Origin of the sequence: Curtobacterium sp. MCPF17_021 (assembly GCF_003234605.2) — a bacterium.
GTDB lineage: Bacteria > Actinomycetota > Actinomycetes > Actinomycetales > Microbacteriaceae > Curtobacterium > Curtobacterium flaccumfaciens.
In genome coordinates this window covers 1736407-1751575 of record NZ_CP126252.1, presented here as the reverse complement: position 1 = coordinate 1751575, position 15169 = coordinate 1736407, and the positions used below count along the sequence as shown (strand labels likewise).

At 73.4% G+C, this 15169-nt stretch carries 14 protein-coding genes; 5 read left to right on the top strand and 9 right to left on the bottom strand.

The features are described 5' to 3' along the window. Positions 1-216 precede the first annotated feature (216 nt). Positions 217-783: a GIY-YIG nuclease family protein gene (locus DEJ29_RS08280; protein WP_111093890.1), complete on the top strand. Its 567-nt coding sequence runs from the start codon at positions 217-219 to the stop codon at positions 781-783. 10 nt (positions 784-793) lie between these two features. Here the strand turns inward: DEJ29_RS08280 and DEJ29_RS08275 are convergent, their stop codons facing one another. From DEJ29_RS08275 to DEJ29_RS08260, 4 genes are all read right to left on the bottom strand, one after another. Then, on the bottom strand, positions 794-2344 hold the full coding sequence (locus tag DEJ29_RS08275) for a GMC family oxidoreductase (protein ID WP_111093889.1): 1551 nt from the start codon (positions 2342-2344) through the stop codon (positions 794-796). Then, positions 2341-3729 carry an alpha/beta fold hydrolase gene (locus tag DEJ29_RS08270; RefSeq protein WP_111093888.1) on the bottom strand — a complete coding sequence of 463 codons (1389 nt, stop codon included), beginning with the start codon at positions 3727-3729 and terminating at the stop codon, positions 2341-2343. The genes DEJ29_RS08275 and DEJ29_RS08270 overlap by 4 nt, the downstream gene beginning before the upstream one ends. Before the next feature lie 79 nt (positions 3730-3808). Next, the gene (locus tag DEJ29_RS08265; RefSeq protein WP_111093887.1) at positions 3809-4825 is read right to left on the bottom strand and encodes a putative endonuclease domain-containing protein; all 1017 of its coding nucleotides are present in this window, start codon (positions 4823-4825) and stop codon (positions 3809-3811) included. A 132-nt stretch (positions 4826-4957) separates the two neighbouring features. Next, positions 4958-5209, bottom strand: coding sequence for a DUF4287 domain-containing protein (locus tag DEJ29_RS08260; RefSeq protein ID WP_111054606.1), 252 nt, complete (start codon positions 5207-5209; stop codon positions 4958-4960). A gap of 154 nt (positions 5210-5363) precedes the next feature. Here DEJ29_RS08260 and DEJ29_RS08255 point away from each other — a divergent pair, with 154 nt between their 5' ends. Genes DEJ29_RS08255 through DEJ29_RS08245 form a run of 3 tightly spaced genes read left to right on the top strand, consistent with a single transcriptional unit; the run spans position 5364 to position 8309 of the window. Then, positions 5364-6479, top strand: a complete 1116-nt coding sequence (locus tag DEJ29_RS08255; RefSeq protein ID WP_111093886.1) for an amino acid ABC transporter permease — start codon at positions 5364-5366, stop codon at positions 6477-6479. Further along, positions 6479-7252, top strand: a complete 774-nt coding sequence (locus DEJ29_RS08250; protein WP_111093885.1) for an amino acid ABC transporter ATP-binding protein — start codon at positions 6479-6481, stop codon at positions 7250-7252. Before DEJ29_RS08255 ends, DEJ29_RS08250 begins: the two co-directional genes overlap by 1 nt. A 40-nt stretch (positions 7253-7292) precedes the next feature. Next, positions 7293-8309 carry a transporter substrate-binding domain-containing protein gene (locus tag DEJ29_RS08245; protein ID WP_111093884.1) on the top strand — a complete coding sequence of 339 codons (1017 nt, stop codon included), beginning with the start codon at positions 7293-7295 and terminating at the stop codon, positions 8307-8309. 137 nt (positions 8310-8446) lie between these two features. Here the strand turns inward: DEJ29_RS08245 and DEJ29_RS08240 are convergent, their stop codons facing one another. Genes DEJ29_RS08240 through DEJ29_RS08230 form a run of 3 tightly spaced genes read right to left on the bottom strand, consistent with a single transcriptional unit; the run spans position 8447 to position 12197 of the window. Further along, positions 8447-9589: an LLM class flavin-dependent oxidoreductase gene (locus tag DEJ29_RS08240; RefSeq protein ID WP_111093883.1), complete on the bottom strand. Its 1143-nt coding sequence runs from the start codon at positions 9587-9589 to the stop codon at positions 8447-8449. Beyond that, positions 9586-10962, bottom strand: a complete 1377-nt coding sequence (locus DEJ29_RS08235; protein ID WP_111093882.1) for an NtaA/DmoA family FMN-dependent monooxygenase — start codon at positions 10960-10962, stop codon at positions 9586-9588. Before DEJ29_RS08235 ends, DEJ29_RS08240 begins: the two co-directional genes overlap by 4 nt. Beyond that, entirely contained in the window at positions 10959-12197 is a 1239-nt protein-coding gene (locus DEJ29_RS08230; protein WP_111093881.1) for an LLM class flavin-dependent oxidoreductase, read from the bottom strand. The genes DEJ29_RS08235 and DEJ29_RS08230 overlap by 4 nt, the downstream gene beginning before the upstream one ends. 103 nt (positions 12198-12300) lie before the next feature. On the opposite strand from DEJ29_RS08230, the gene DEJ29_RS08225 reads away from it, so the two are divergent. Continuing rightward, the gene (locus DEJ29_RS08225; RefSeq protein WP_111093880.1) at positions 12301-12861 is read left to right on the top strand and encodes a histidine phosphatase family protein; all 561 of its coding nucleotides are present in this window, start codon (positions 12301-12303) and stop codon (positions 12859-12861) included. Positions 12862-12930: 69 nt separating this feature from the next. Here DEJ29_RS08225 and DEJ29_RS08220 read toward each other — a convergent pair whose 3' ends face one another. Both DEJ29_RS08220 and DEJ29_RS08215 read right to left on the bottom strand, forming a co-directional pair. Then, positions 12931-13953 carry an SLAC1 family transporter gene (locus DEJ29_RS08220; protein ID WP_111054616.1) on the bottom strand — a complete coding sequence of 341 codons (1023 nt, stop codon included), beginning with the start codon at positions 13951-13953 and terminating at the stop codon, positions 12931-12933. 102 nt (positions 13954-14055) lie between these two features. Then, positions 14056-14904 (bottom strand): DUF1684 domain-containing protein, encoded by an 849-nt coding sequence (locus DEJ29_RS08215; RefSeq protein WP_111093879.1) that lies wholly within the window; start codon positions 14902-14904, stop codon positions 14056-14058. Positions 14905-15169 lie beyond the last annotated feature (265 nt).

Below are 15169 nucleotides of genomic sequence, written 5' to 3'. Positions count from 1 at the left end.
GGCGCCCGGTTGCCGCAGGAACGCCCGTTCCTTCCCAGAACGGGCGCGATGGCTGGTGGGAACGGGCATACCTGGTCGGAAGATCGGACCAGGTACGCCCGATTCGACCAGGTACGCCCGGTTCGACCAGGTACGCCCGGGACGCCCGGTGGGCCCAGCGCGCGCAGCGGCCGGGAGGCCCGGGGCACGTCGGTGGGTCGGGCTAACGTTCGGCGCATGGTCACCTCCTCGTGCTGCGTGCCTGGTTGCGCACGCGTGCTCGCGGACGGGCTCGCGGGCGTCCCCCTGTGCGGCGCGCACGTCGCGTTCGTCGCCGACCTCGCGGCCGAACACCCCGGCATCGAGGACGCACTGCCCGGCCCGTGCCCGGCGTGCGGTTCGCGGATCGGGGTGCGGTACCCCTCGGGGATGGTGTGTGCCCGGTGCGAGTGGCGGTGGGGTGACGTGCCGGACGGCGACCTCGCTCCCCCTCGGGTCGACGTCGTCTACTACTTGCGGATGCGCGACGACTTCGGCGACCGCATCAAGATCGGCACGACGATGAACCCCCGGCAGCGGCTCGCGGCGATCCCGCACCAGGACCTGCTGGCGTTCGAACGCGGTGACCGGACCCTCGAGCGGCGCCGGCACGCCACGTTCGCGGGCAGCCGCTACCCCGGCACCGAGTGGTTCCGGGTCACGCCCGAGCTGCTCGCGCACGTCGAGGCCGTCGCCGCCGGAGTCGACGATCCGTGGGACCTGCACGCCCGGTGGACGAGCGAGGCGCTGGCGCTCCGCGGCTGACGTCTGCTGCTCAGGCGGCCTGCAGCATGCGGTCGGCGGTACGGAGCGAGAGCGCCATGATCGTCAGCGCCGGGTTCGCGATGACCGCGCTCGGGAACACCGAGTTGTCGGCGATCCACAGGTTCGGGACGTCCCACGAGCGGCCGTCCTGGTCGACGACGGAGGTCTCGCGGTCCTTGCCCATCCGCGCGGTGCCGATGGTGTGCGCCGTGCGTTCGAGCACCCGGACGTCCTGACCGCCAGCGGCCTCGACGATGGTCGTCATCGTGCGGACCGCGTGGCGGCGGATCGCCTCTTCGTTCGAGCCCGGGGTGAACGAGACCCGGGCACGTGGGACACCGTGCTCGTCGAGTTCGTCGGTCAGCTCGAGGCGGTTGTCGTCGTACGGCAGGCACTCGGCGTTGATGCCGACGCCGGCCGAGAACGGGTAGTCCTGCAGCGCCCGGACGAGCTCGGCACCGCGGAGTCCGCCACCCCGCACAAGCGAGGTCGCGAAGGTCTGTGGCTGCACGCCCAGGCTCTGGATGAGGTAGCCGCCCGCGAAGTCGGCGTCCGCCGGTCGGACGAAGTCCTCGGTGATGATCGACGACGGGTACCCACGGTACGAGCGCATCGAATCGTCGAACCGCGCCCACACCTGGGTGGCTCCGTGCGCGGTGAAGTTCCGGCCGACCTGCCCGCTGCCGTTCGCGACACCGGTGTGCAGCAGCAGACGCGGCGTCTCGACACCACCCGCGGCGAGGACGAGTGACCGGCAGCGCTGGCGGTGCTCGCGGCCGTCGGCGGTGTACAGGACCGCCTCGACGCGTCCCGCCGCGTCGAGCTCGATGCCGTGCACGAAGGACTCCGGACGGATCTCGGCACCGAACGCCACGGCGGCGGGCAGGTAGGTCGTGTCCATCGACACCTTCGAGCCGTTGCGGCAGCCCTGGTGGCAGGAGCCGCAGGACACGCAGGCCTGACGCAGCCCGTGGTGCTCCTGGTGCCGGTCCTCGGTGGTCAGGCCGACCGGGGCATCGGTCGCGGTGATCCCGGCCGCCGCGGTGCCGCGCATCATCATGTCCGACGAGGCGTTCCGTGCCGGCGGGCGCATCCGGTAGCGGCGGGAGGGGTCCCACGGGTAGTGCTCGGGGCCGGCGACGCCGACGTCGTGCTCGACCTGCTCGATCCAGCCGGTGAGCTCGGCGTGGCTGATCGGCCAGTCCTGCCCCGCGCCGCTCTCGGTCCGCAGCCGCAGGTCGTGCTCGCTCGGCCGCGGGGTGAACGCGCCCCAGTGCAGCGTCGATCCGCCGACGCCCGTGCCGCTGTTGTTCGGGCCGAAGGCCGTGGGGGCTCCACCGCCGCTCAGCCGCTCGTCCATCCAGTTGATGTCACCGGGGGCGGCGACCTCGTCGGGCACGTGGTCGCCCGGCTCGGTGTTGCGCCCGGCCTCGAGCGCGACGACCGTCAGGCCACGGCGGGCCAGCGATGCGAGGAGCGGTGCTCCCCCGGCCCCGGTGCCGACCACCACCACGTCGACGACGTCGTCCGTGCCGTACGTGCGTTGTCCGTCGAGTCTCATCGTGCAGCTCCGGTCGTCGGTGCGGTGTCGATCGTTGTGGCGGTGCCGGGGTCGGCGGGGGCCTCGGGTTCCCAGGCCTCGCGCTCGCCCGCCGCGAGCAGTTGGAAGCCCTGCTTGCGGACGCCGTCACCGCCGTTCGCGTACCCGTCGAAGTCGATGGCGGCCATGGTGGCGGGGTGTGCGAGCCAGTGCTTCACGAGGTCGACGCTGGCGTCCTCGAACCACGCGCGCAGCTGCTCGGCGTCGAGGTCGCCGTCGGCGCGGTAGCGCCCGACAGCCACGGACTCGAGGGCCTGGTCGAGCACGCCGTCGCGGGCGGGTGCAGCGAGGACGTCGAGCGCGGCACGGTAGGCCTCGGCGTCCACCGGCAGGCCGTCGGGCCGCCAGCCGTCGCCGAGCCCCGCGGCCAGCTGCGCGTCGACCCGCAGCGCCAGGTCGACCTGGTCGGTGCCGGGCTGCGGGACGACGATCCGCGCGACCGCACGCAGGGTGTCCAGCTGCGTCGGCGTGAGCGCGTGGGGTGCCGCGGCCGGGTCGTCGGGCAGGGACCGCTGGGCCAGCAGCCCCCGCGTCCGGGCGCTGACCCGCGGCGAGGCGATCACGCGGGCGTGCTCCACGGGGACGACCGGCGATCCCGTGACCCGGCGTTGCCAGAAGTCGCGGATGCGCTCGGCCACGGCCTTCGGCTGTTCCCAGGGCAGCAGGTGGGCGGCCCCGTCGACGACGTGGAGCTCGCTGTTCGGCCAGTGCGGCAGGGTCAGGCGGCGCTGGGCGTCGGCATCGAGGTCGCCGTCCTCGGCGCCGGCGAGCACCAGGGCGGGCACCGGGTTCGGGGCTGCGTCCGACCAGTCCTCGCGGCTGCCGCGGGACAGCCAGTCCGTCCAGGCGGCGGGGTCGGTCCGCTCGACGTCCTGCACCGCCGCGATGTGGCGCGCGGGCGCCAGGGGTGCCGCGGTGTTGGCGCCGATGAACTCCTCGGCGTCCTCGGCGCCGATCGGGCCACCGGCAGCCCACGACAGCATCGTCCAGCGGCGGTCGTCGTCCATCGGCTCCGGGGCGAGCGGGGAAGCGGCGAGGAGCACCACGGCACGCAGTCCGAACAGGCCGTTCGCGCCGGAGATCGTGCGGTCGGCCACCACCGTAGCGACCTTGCCGCCCATCGAGTGTCCGAGGAGCATCCACTCCGTCGAGCCGCTCGCCCCGATCGCGCGTTCCACCAGGACGGCCATCTCCTCGACGGTGGTGCCGGACGACGCCGGGCTGCGGCCGAAGCCGGGCAGGTCGATGCCGATCAGGTCGAGGTCGCCGAGGGGTTCGGCGCGCAGCAGCGCGAACTCCTCGGAACTCGCGCCGAGGGCGTGGAGACAGAAGACGGTGGTCACCATGTATACCTACCCGTCGCTCGCGACCGCTCCCAGCCGGGCCGTACCCCGCCGGGCCGTGCGTGTACCCCGATCGACGGCGTCACCGGGCGTACGCGTCGACGAACAGCGCGCCCCGGAGCTCGCGCAGGGTGTCCGCCAGCCGGTCGACGGTCCGGCCGGAGATGCCCGAGACCTGCAGGTCGTGCGGGCCGAGCGCCGGCAGCCGTCCGGTGCGGATGCGGACGACCTCCCACCCCACGGCGCGGACGGCGCGGTCCTTCTTCCGGTCGGTCTCCTGCCGCGGGCCCACGTGCTCGAGCCCGTGCCGACCGGTGGAGTCGTACTCGATGGCGACGCGGAGCTCGGGCAGGATGATGTCCGGCCAGGCCTCGACGTGGTCGAAGAACGGGCGGTCGAGTCGGATCGCGGAGTGGTCGTACGTGAACGCGAACCGCTCGGACAGCATGCCCCGGAGCTCGGCCTCGACCGCCGAGGCGGTCGCCGGGGCGCAGACGCTCGTGAACGACTCACCCGACGGCAGCCGCGGGGTATTCGGACAGATCGTGCGGGGCACGGACTGGGCGCTCCGCCGTGGCGCCCCACCGGCCGTCCCTGCCGAGCCGGCCGAGCCGGCGGACCCGGCCGTCCCGGCGACGGGCCGACGGGACCGGGAACGGCTCGACGCGACGGCTCCGGCCGGCACCCCGCGCACCGGAGCCGCCGGCAGGGTCTGTCGTCCCGCACTCCGGACGACCCGCTGCGGCACGGGCACGGCCTGCGGCCAGTCCGACGGCAGCACCGGCCACCGCTGCGGCTGGGCCTGCGCCGCGCACTCGGGGCACCAGACGGAGCGGCGGCGTTCACGGCCCGGGCGGGACCGCTGTTCGGACGGGGTCGCGACGAAGACGTGCCCGACGTCGCACTCCCAGGTGAGCAGGACCTCGGCCGCCGGGGGGACCTGGGTCAGGACGACGCCGTGGTTCCAGTCGGGGTGGTACTGCCGGATGAGCACCGGGTACGGAGCCCAGTCGGCGCGGAACTGTCCGACGGCGTACGGCACCGCATCGCCGCGCGACCACTGTCGGCGGCGCCACCACGCATCGACGGGTTCGGCCACGCCCCCACGCTAGGAACGACCACCGACACCCGCCGCACCACGCGGCCAGCAGCGCGACCGACGCCACCGACACCCGCCGCACCACGCACTGCGACCGACACCCGCCGCACCACAAGCGAGCGACGCGACCGCTCAGGAGGCCAGCGCGTGCTTCACGTAGGCGACCAGGGCGTTCGCGTGCCCGTGCCCGAGGCCGTGCTCGGCCTTGAGCCACCCGACGACCTCCATGTGCTGGTGGTCGTCGAGCCGGTCGGCGACCAGGTCGAGCCACTCCTGCACCGGGCGTCCGTACGTCGTCTCGATGCTCGGGAAGTACGACGCCGGACCCTTCACCTTGGTGCCGTCCGCCGGGGGCACCGGGGCGGTCACACGATGCGCTGTCATGGCGCAACGGTAGCGCTCCGTCGGCCGTCACGGAACGTCACGCAGGACACCGTTCTGTGACGCCGCGTTGCGCCGCATGGCCGGGTGTTGCGCCGCGTGGCGGGGTGTTGCGCGAGGCGTTGTCGGCGGCGTCCGGCCCTCCTACGGTCGCGACATGACCGACACCACCAGGGCCCCGCAGTGGGAGGCGACCAGCGTCGACGACGCTGGCCGGACGACCGGGGCGAGCCGCGCCTCCAGGCCGGAGACCGCGACCATCGACGCTGCCGGACACGCCGCACTCGACCGTTCCGTCGTGCCGTTGCGGCACCCGCTGCGGTGGATCGCCGCGGCCCTCGTGCTCGTCGTGCTGCTGAACTTCGGCGAGACGCTGTTCACGAACGAGCAGTGGGGCTGGCCGGCCGTCGGCAAGTGGCTGTTCAGTCCCGCGGTCCTGACCGGCCTGCAGCTGACCCTCACCGCCACCGCGCTGAGCGCCGTGATCAGCTTCGCCGGCGGGATCCTGGTGGCCATCGCCCGGCTGTCGCACAACCCGGTGCTGTCCGGGCTGGCGTGGGGGTACGTGTGGCTGTTCCGGTCGGTGCCGCTCATCCTGGTGCTCGTCTTCCTGTACAACCTCGGGTCGCTGTACCCGACCATCGGCATCGGGATCCCCTTCGGGCCGCAGTTCGAGGTGCCGACCGCGAACCTGCTCGGCGACCTGGCGATCGGGGTCATCGGGCTGAGCCTCAGTGAGATCGCCTACGCGTCCGAGATCGTCCGCGCCGGGGTGCTCGCCGTCGACCACGGGCAGCACGAGGCCGCGCAGGCGCTCGGGCTCCCCCGTCGCCGGCAGTTCCTGCGGGTGATCATGCCGCAGGCGCTGCGGTCGATCGTCCCGGCGTTCGTGAACCAGGTCGTCGGACTGCTGAAGGCCTCGTCGCTGCTGTTCTACGTGTCGCTGCTCGACCTGTTCGGCGTGGTGCAGAACCTGTCGAGCACGTACCCGGGCGACATCATCCCGCTGCTCGTCGTCGCCACCATCTGGTACCTCGCGCTCACCAGCGCGGTCTCGATCGTGCAGTACTACGTCGAGCGGTGGACGGCCCGCGGGTCGGTCCGTGCGCTGCCGCCGACACCGTGGCAGCGGGTGCGGAGCGCGCTGCGGGGCGGCGGGACCGGACGTGGTCCGGGACGGCCTGGAGGCGCGGGTCGCCGCACACGGGCAGCCGCCGCCGAGCGCGCGGTCGCGTCCGGGTCCGCTTCCACCGTCGACGACAGGAGCATCTGATGAGCGCCGCCATCGCGATCCACGGAGCCGTCAAGGCGTTCGGGGACAGCGTCGTCATCGACGGCATCGACCTGTCGCTGCCGTCGGGCAGCGTGACCGTCGTCCTCGGCCCCTCCGGTTCCGGCAAGTCCACGCTGCTCCGGGCGATCAACCACCTCGAACCGCTCGACCGCGGGGTCGTCACCGTCGGCGACGAGCCCATCGGGGTCCGCCTGCGCACCGGCCGCGACGGGGTCCCCCGCTGGAAGGAGCTGCCCGAGCGGCACATCCTGCGGCAGCGTGCCCGGATCGGGTTCGTGTTCCAGCATTTCAACCTTTTCCCGCACCTCACCGCGCTCGAGAACGTCGCCGAGGGGCCGATCGCCGCCGGGGTCCCCGTCCCCACGGCCCGAGCCCGGGCACGGACCCTGCTCGATCGGGTCGGACTCGGCGACCGCGGCGCGGCCCGCCCCCGGCAGTTGTCCGGCGGGCAGCAGCAGCGCGTCGCGATCGCCCGGGCCCTGGCGCTCGAGCCGTCGGTCGTCCTGCTCGACGAGCCGACCTCGGCGCTCGACCCGGAGCTCGTCGGCGAGGTGCTCGGCGTCATCCGGTCCCTCGCCGAGTCCGGCACGACGCTCGTCATCGTCACGCACGAGATCGCCTTCGCCCGCGAGGTCGCCGACCACGTCGTGTTCCTCGACCACGGGCGGGTCGTCGAGCAGGGGCCGCCGGCCCAGGTGCTCGACCACCCGCAACACACCCGCACGCGCGACTTCCTGTCCCGCGTCCGCTGACCCCCGAACCCTGATCCCCGCACGCACCCCAAGGAGAACCATGTCCACGATCACCCCCGCCCGCTGGCGCAACCGCGCCGGCTTCCTCGTCCTCGCAGCCGGCGTCGTCGTCGCCCTCGCCGGGTGCTCCGCGGGCGCTTCCGCCGACACGAGCGGCGCACCCGACGGCTCCGTCACCATCGGCGCCGCCTCGAACGGTGCGGCGAAGGAGACGACCGTCGAGGTCACCGAGGACACGAAGCTGCACGACGCGCTCCCCGCCGCGGTCCGGAAGTCCGGCAAGTTGACGATCGGCGTGGGGGCCCTGCCCGCCGGGTTCCCGCCGCTCGCCTTCACCGGTGACGACCAGAAGACGATCACCGGTTCGGAGCCCGACCTCGGACGGCTCGTCGCCGCGAAGCTCGGGCTGCGCGCGGACGTGCAGAACGCCACGTGGGACAACCTGTTCGTCGGCATCGACAGCGGCAAGTACGACGCCGGGTTCTCGAACGTCACGGTGACCGAGGAGCGCAAGGAGAAGTACGACTTCGCCTCGTACCGGCAGGACAACCTGGCGTTCCAGGTGCTGGCGTCGAGCTCGCTGCGCTTCGACGGCGACCCGTCCGTGCTCGCCGGGAAGACCCTGTCCGTGAGTTCCGGCACGAACCAGGAGAACATCCTGCTCGAGTGGCAGAAGGAGCTCCGTGCGAAGGGCGAGGACTTCATGATCAAGTACTACCCGGACGGCAACGCGATCAAGCTCGCGCTCGACTCGGGCAAGATCGACTCCTACTTCGGCCCGAACCCGACGATCGCCTACCAGAACACGCAGAGCAAGGGCACCGCGAAGCCGACGAAGACGGCGGGCACGTACTCCGGCGCCGGCTCGTCACTGCAGGGGCTCATCGCCGCGACGACGAAGCAGGGCAGCGGGATCGCGAAGCCCGTCGCGGCGGCGATCAACGAGCTGATCGAGGACGGCACCTACGCGAAGTGGCTCGCGGCCTACAACCTGTCGAACGAGGCCGTGAAGACGTCCGAGGTGAACCCCGAGGGTCTGCCGCTCGACAACAGCTGAGGTGCGCTGTGACACCCCCGTGGCCGTCGTGGTCGCGGGGGTGTCGTGCGTGCGGGGCGCACCCGATGCGTGGGCAACGAACGACGTCCCACCCGTCGAACGACAGGTGGGACGTCGGAACATGCGCACGCAGCGAGCTATCGCGCAGCCAGAGCGGACTCCCCCTCGACGACAGGCGCCGCCCACTCCGCGGCGAGTAGCTCGTAGGAGCGCACCCGGGCGTCGTGGTCGTGCGCGATCGTCGTGACGAGCAACTCGTCCGCTCCTGTGACCCGCCGGAGCGTCTCGAGCCGTTCCGCGACGTGTGCCGGGTCGCCGACGAACCTCGTCGCGAGCCGGTCCGCCACCGACGCCTCGGCCTCAGCGGGGAGCCGCAGCCCCCGAGCCTGGTCCGGGGCGGGGTACTCGATCGCCCCGACGCCGGAGCGGATCGAGTGCACCCACTGGGCGTACCCGAGCCCGAGCTCGTCCGCCTCGGCCGCGGTCGGCGCCACGAGCACGTCGGCCGACACGATGACGTGCGGCGCGTCGAGCACACCCGGGCGGAACGCGTCGCGGTAGGCCTGCACCGAAGCCAGGACCGTGCCCGGGGACGTGTGGTAGTTCGCGCCGTACGGCAGCCCGAGCGCGCCGGCGATCCGGGCACTCTCGCCGCCGGTGGAGCCGTGGATCCACAGCTCGACGGGTGCGCCGGAGGCCGGGGGCGCCTCGACGACAGCATCGTCCCGCGACCACGTGCCGGCGAACAGCCCGCGGATCAGGTCGAGTTCGCCCGCGAACCGTTCGACGTCGCCCGGCACCCGCCCGAGCAGTTCACCCTGCAGCGCGAACCTGCTGCCCGGCGCGATGCGGAACTCGAACGGCGCGGGGACGAGCAGGCCGTCGACGACCCGGTCGGTCCGCGGGGCGAGCGACGGCGGCTTCGGGGCGCCCGGTGCTGGTGCTCCTGAGCGGCCGAGCCCGAGGTCGATGCGCGGCCCGTACAGCGCGGCGAGCGTGCCGAAGGTCTCGGCGATCTGCAGCCCGCGGGTGTTGCCGACGAGTGTCGCGGCGCTGCCGACGCGGATCGAACTGGTGGCAGCGGCGACCGCACCGATGACGACGGTCGGTGCGCTGCCGGCCACGCCGGGGTTGAGGTGGTGCTCGGCGAGCCAGTAGCGGGCGTACCCGGCACGTTCCGCGGCGACGGCCAGGTCGACCGTGTTCGCCAGGGCCTGGGCCGGGGTCGACCCGCTGCTCACCGGGACGAGGTCGAGGACGGAGAGCGGGACCCGGCTCATGCGAGCACCCGCTGCCGGTCGAGGACCCGTCCGGGCAGGTCGAGCGTCTGGCGGAGCGTCGCACCCTCGTCGTACGACTGGCGGTACACGCCGCGCTCCTGCAGCAGCGGGACGACCCGGTCGACGAACTCGTCGAGCCCGTACGGGTTGGTGTGCGGCACGACGACGAACCCGTCGGTGGCGCGCTCCTGCACGTACCGGTCGATCTCGGCGGCGATGTGTGCGGGCGTGCCGACGAAGCCGCCACGGGTCGAGGCGCGGATGACCAGGTCACGGATCGACAGGTGTTCGGCCGCGGCGAGGTCACGCCACGACTGCACCAGCGCGGGGACGTCGCGGGTGTGACGGACGCGGCCACGGGTGATGTCGGCGCCCTCCAGGTCCGGCTCGATCGAGGGCAACGGCCCGTCGACGTCGTACGACGACAGATCGCGGTTCCACACCTGTTCGAGGAACGCGATCGCCGTCGCCGGGCTGACCTGGGCTCGGCGGATCGCCCGGGAACGTTCCTCGGCCTCGTCCGCCGTGTCGCCGAGCACGAAGGTCGCGCCGGGCAGGATCAGCAGCTCGTCCTTCGACCGTCCGACCCGTTCGAGTCGCTCGGTCACGTCGCGGTAGAACGACTGCGCGTCGTCGAACTCGGTGTGCAGCGAGAAGACCACCTCGGCGTGCCCGGCCGCGAGGTCGCGGCCCTCGTCGGAGTCGCCGGCCTGCACGATCACCGGGTGGCGCTGGGGGCTGCGCGGGACCGGGAACGTGCCGGTCACGTCGAACTGCGGGCCGTGGTGGTCGACGTCGTGGATGCGGGAGCGGTCGGCGAAGGCCCCGGCGCCCAGGGTCCCGGCGGCGCCCGCTCCGTTCGCCACGATCGCGTCCGACTCCCACGAGTCCCAGAGCTCGCGGGACAGCTCCACGAACTCGGCGGCCCGCGTGTACCGGTCGGCGTGGTCGAGGAACCCGCCGCGGCGGAAGTTCGCACCGTGGAATGCGTCCGAGCTCGTCACGACGTTCCACCCGTCGGTCAGGTGGTCGAGCGTGGCGAGCTGCTTCGCCAGTTCGACGGGCTCGTTGAAGGTCGTCTGCAGCGTGCCGACGAGCCCGATGTGGTCGGTGACGCCGGCCAGCGCGGCGAGGATCGCGAGCGTGTTCGGGCGCCCGACGACGTCGAGGTCGTGGATGCGTCCCTTCTGCTCGCGGAGCCGCAGCCCCTCGGCGAGGAACAGGAAGTCGAAGCACCCCCGCTCGGCGTTCCGGGCGAAGTGCTCGAACGACGAGAACGCGATCTGGCTCTCGGCGCGGTCGTCGCTCCAGACGGTGGTGTTGTTGACGCCCGGGAAGTGGGCGGCGAGGTGGACCTGACGCTTGACGCTCATGCTGAGACCCCCGAGGAGACGGAACCGACACCGGAACTGACACCGACACCGGTGACGGCAGGACGCGCGTACCGGCTGACCGCCGGCGCGATGCCGAGCCGCGTGCGCAGGTCGGCGGTGGGACGGGACGCCACGTCGGCGCGGAGCCCCGCGGTGACGAGCGCCGGGACGAGCTGCCGCGCGATGGCGGTCGAGTCGATCGGGATGCGCAGCGGACGGAGCCGGACGCCGGCGTACCCGAGGGCCCGCAGGTCCGCGATCCGTGCCACCAGGTCCGGCACCGTCGTCGCGAGGACGGACGTGTCCGACCCGGAGCCGACGGCGTACTGGCCGCCGGCGGCCGCGTCGAGTGCGGCGAGCTCGTCGGCGGCGGCTGCCGGCGACGACCCGATGAGCACCGCGAGGTCCGCGAGGACCGGACGACGGAGGTCGGACCCGGCCGCCTGCTCGGCGTCACGGACGAGTGCCAGCGCACCCCGATCCTCCAGGCCGTCGAAGCCGGGCGTGACCAGCACGACGTCCGCAGCGTCCACGGCGAACGCGGCCGCGTCGGCGCGGTGTGCCAGCGCGAACACCGGCGGCTGCCCCTGCGGCGACCGCGGCACGATCGACGCGCCGTGCACCGAGACGAACGAACCGGAGAACGCCGCGTTGTGGATGCGGTCGCGGTCGATGAAGCGGCCGGTCGTGACGTCGCGGATGATCGCGTCGTCGTCCCAGCTGTCCCAGAGGCGGGAGACGATCTCGGCGGCCTCGCGTGCCTCGTCGAACAGCGTGGCCGCGTCGTCGCCGCCGGGACGCCGGCCGAACAGTGCGGCCTCGCGGGTCGTCGGGCTCACCTGGATCCGCCACCCGGCTCGCCCCAGGGAGACGTGGTCGAGGGTCTGGAGGCCCGTGGCGACGTGGAACGGTTCGGTGTGCGTGACCGAGACGGTCGGCACCAGACCGATCGCGCGGGTCGCGGGGGCGACCGCGCTCGCGACGAGGAGCGCGTCGAGGCGGCCGACGACGGTCGACGTGTCGAGGTCGCCGTCGGGGTCGGTGGGGCCGGCGGTGAAGGAGTCCTCGAGGGTGACGGCGTCGACTCCGAGCCGGTCCTGCTCGACGACGACGTCCCGCCAGTGCCGGAGGCTCGTGAGGCGCTGTGCTGCCGGGCCGGCGGCGCGCCAGGCGGCGGGGTGCCAGCCGGCGCCCTGCAGCGCGGTGACGAGGGTGATGCGGTCGGGCACGGTCATGGGGCGACGCTAGGACGGTTCGGCCGGGCGGCGAAGTGGTGTTGCGGAACGTGACCGACGGTGTCGCCGTGTGACGCGCCTCGCACCGTGCGAGGATCGCCGGATGGCCTCGTCGTTCCTGACCCACGCGGAAGTGGTGGTCGACCCCGCGGTCCCGATCGAGTCGTGGGGGCTGTCACCCGAGGGTCGCGTCCGGACCGCCGCCGCACACCGGCTCGCATGGACACCGGGCTCCCGGCGGATCGTCTCGAGCACCGAGCGCAAGGCCGTCGAGACCGCCGACCTGCTCGCCAGCGCCGTCGGACTGCCGGTCGAGAACGACCCTCTGCTGGGCGAGATCGACCGGAGCGCGACCGGCTACCTGCCGCCGTCCGAGTTCGAGGGCGTCGTCGACACGTTCTTCGCCGAGCCCGAGCGATCGGTCCGCGGCTGGGAGCGGGCGGTCGACGCCCAGGAGCGCATCGTCGCGGCCGTCCGCCGACACTGCGCCACCGGCGACGTCACGATCGTGTCGCACGGTGCGGTCGGCGCGCTGCTCCTGGCCCACCTGCGCGGCGTCCCGATCACGCGCACCCTCGACCAGCCCGGCATGGGCAGCGTCTTCCACTTCGACGCGCCCGCCTGGCGGGCGACCAGCGGCTGGAGACGCGTCCCCGCGACCTGACGGGAGGCGCGGGGCGGGGCCGCCCCGGGCCTCCCGTCCGCCGCCTGCGCGGCCCGACCGCCCCGCCCGTCAGACCACGCGCGTCGCGCCCGTCACGGGGCCGGGGGCGGCGTCCTCGTCGTCGGCGTCGTGCAGGGTCCGCTCGGCCTGCCCGAGCAGGTGGTGCACGGCGAGCCCGATCGAGCGGGCACCGACGACCGCGACGAGCACGCTCAGCAGCGCCAGCAACGCGGTGGTGGGGATCCAGGCGGACGGCAGCGCGAGTGCCCGGAACCACTCCACCGCGGCGGTGGCGACCGCGGCGGCCGGGAACACGAACGACCAGAACCCGAGCGAGAACGCCAGGCGGACGTACCGCGGCAGCAGGGCCAGCTGGACGAGGACCATCAGGACGCCGAGGCCCGCGATGGCCTGCACGGGCAGGGTCACAGCGCCGTCGGTGAGGGCGAACACCGACAGGGTGGCGACCGCCGGCGGCGCGACCAGGATCGCCATCGTCGGCACGAGCGGCCCCGGCAGCGCCGGCCGGAACGCCAGCCGGATGAGCAGCAGGCCGGTCATGACGCCCCAGAAGAACACGCCGACACCGAGGGCCGGCCAGGACAGCCAGCCGACGCCGACCTCGTGCGTGGCGACCGAGGCGACCAGGGCCGCGGCGACGGTCGGCAGCAGGTAGCCGCCGTGCACGGACTCCAGGGCGAGTCGACCCTCGAACCAGGTGCTCAGCAGCCAGGCGGCGAACCCGGCCGCGGTGGCCACGGCGGCGAGTACGACGACCTGCCCGGCGACGGGGGCGAACCGCGCCAGGTCGACGCCGAGCAGCATCGCGGTCGCGGGCACGAGCGCGGCGATCGGGCCCTGCGCCGGGTGGCGGAGCTGGTCGACCAGCCGTTCGCTGACGCGTGCGCCCCGGACGATGTGCGCACCGAGCAGCCACACCCACGCGACGGCGGCGATCGCCCAGAACACCTGCGGCACCACGGTGGGCAGGTGCAGCACGGGGGCGGCGTACGACCACGTCTCGGCGAAGCCGGCGAGGCCGAACGGGACGGCGAGGGTGTTGAGCGGGATGCGGGAGGTGGGTCGTGGCATGGCTCCCCCATTCTCGTGGACGGGTCGGCTGCGCCGGTGCGCGGCTGGGGCCGTGCGCGCCCGCGGGCCGTGCGTGCTCGGCGGAGCGTGCGTGCTCCGCGGTCAGGCTGCGGGCAGCTGCTCGCCCGCCTCGATCGCCACGTCGAGCCGGTTCTCGGCGGGCGGCAGCGGGCAGGTCGCGTGCGGGGTGTACGCGCACGGCAGGTTCGTCGCCCGGTTGAAGTCGATGCGGGTGGCACCGTCTGCATCCGGTGCGGCGATGTCGAGACTCCGGTTCGCCGCGTACGTCGTGACCCCGCTCGTGCGGTCGGTGAACAGCACGTGCAGGCCGCCGGCGTGCCCGTTGAACGCCAGGAGCGACCGCGGCCCGTCGAGGTCGAACGCCAGGACGCCGGGGGCCTCGTACACGTGCAGCAGGCCGTCGACGACGCTGCCGACGGTGACCTCACGCGGGGTGTCGAACGGCTCGAAGAGCGCGTCCACGACGAAGCGCTCAGCGGGGGCGTACGCCGGGGTGCCCTGGTACTCGACGCGGGTCGGGTTCGACGGGTGCCGCGGGCGCAGCAGGTCGCTACCGCCGCGCCGGGCGACCTCGATCACCACGGTCTCGTCGCCGTCGCGCCACACCACGTTGGTGCTCGAGCGCTCCGGCAGCGGGCCGAACCGGTGCGTCCCGGTGACCTGCTGTCCGTCGACCTCGATCGTCTCGCCGTCGGCCAGTGCGACCACCGGGCCGTCCTCGTCCGTCGACCAGCTGCCCGGGGCGTCCTCGAAGCGTTCCGGCGTGGCGGTGAGCCAGCGGATGCTCGTGATCGCGAGGAAGCCGTGTTCGCTCGCCCGGGCCTGCTCGTGGTCGTCGTGCCAGGCGGTCCACGATTCGGCGAAGGTCGGTGCGGCCGGGGGCGTCGGGTTCGTCGTGGTGGTGTCGCTCGTCGGGGTCGTCGTGCTCATGGGTCGACCGTACGACGCGTGGCCCGGTGGCGCGACGATCGTGTCGCCGTGCGTCGGCGGGCGGGCGGCGGGGCGGGGGCGCGGGCGGGGGCGGGGGCGGGCGCGCACGGGCGGGTCGATGCGGAACGACACCGTCGACGTCGTACGACATCGACCCTGTCGTTCACACGCGCCTGCAACTGTCCGCGCACGCAACAGGTGACCGAGTCGGTGTCGTACGACATCGACCCTGTCGTTCGGCGTCCGCACGAAGCCACAGTCGCGC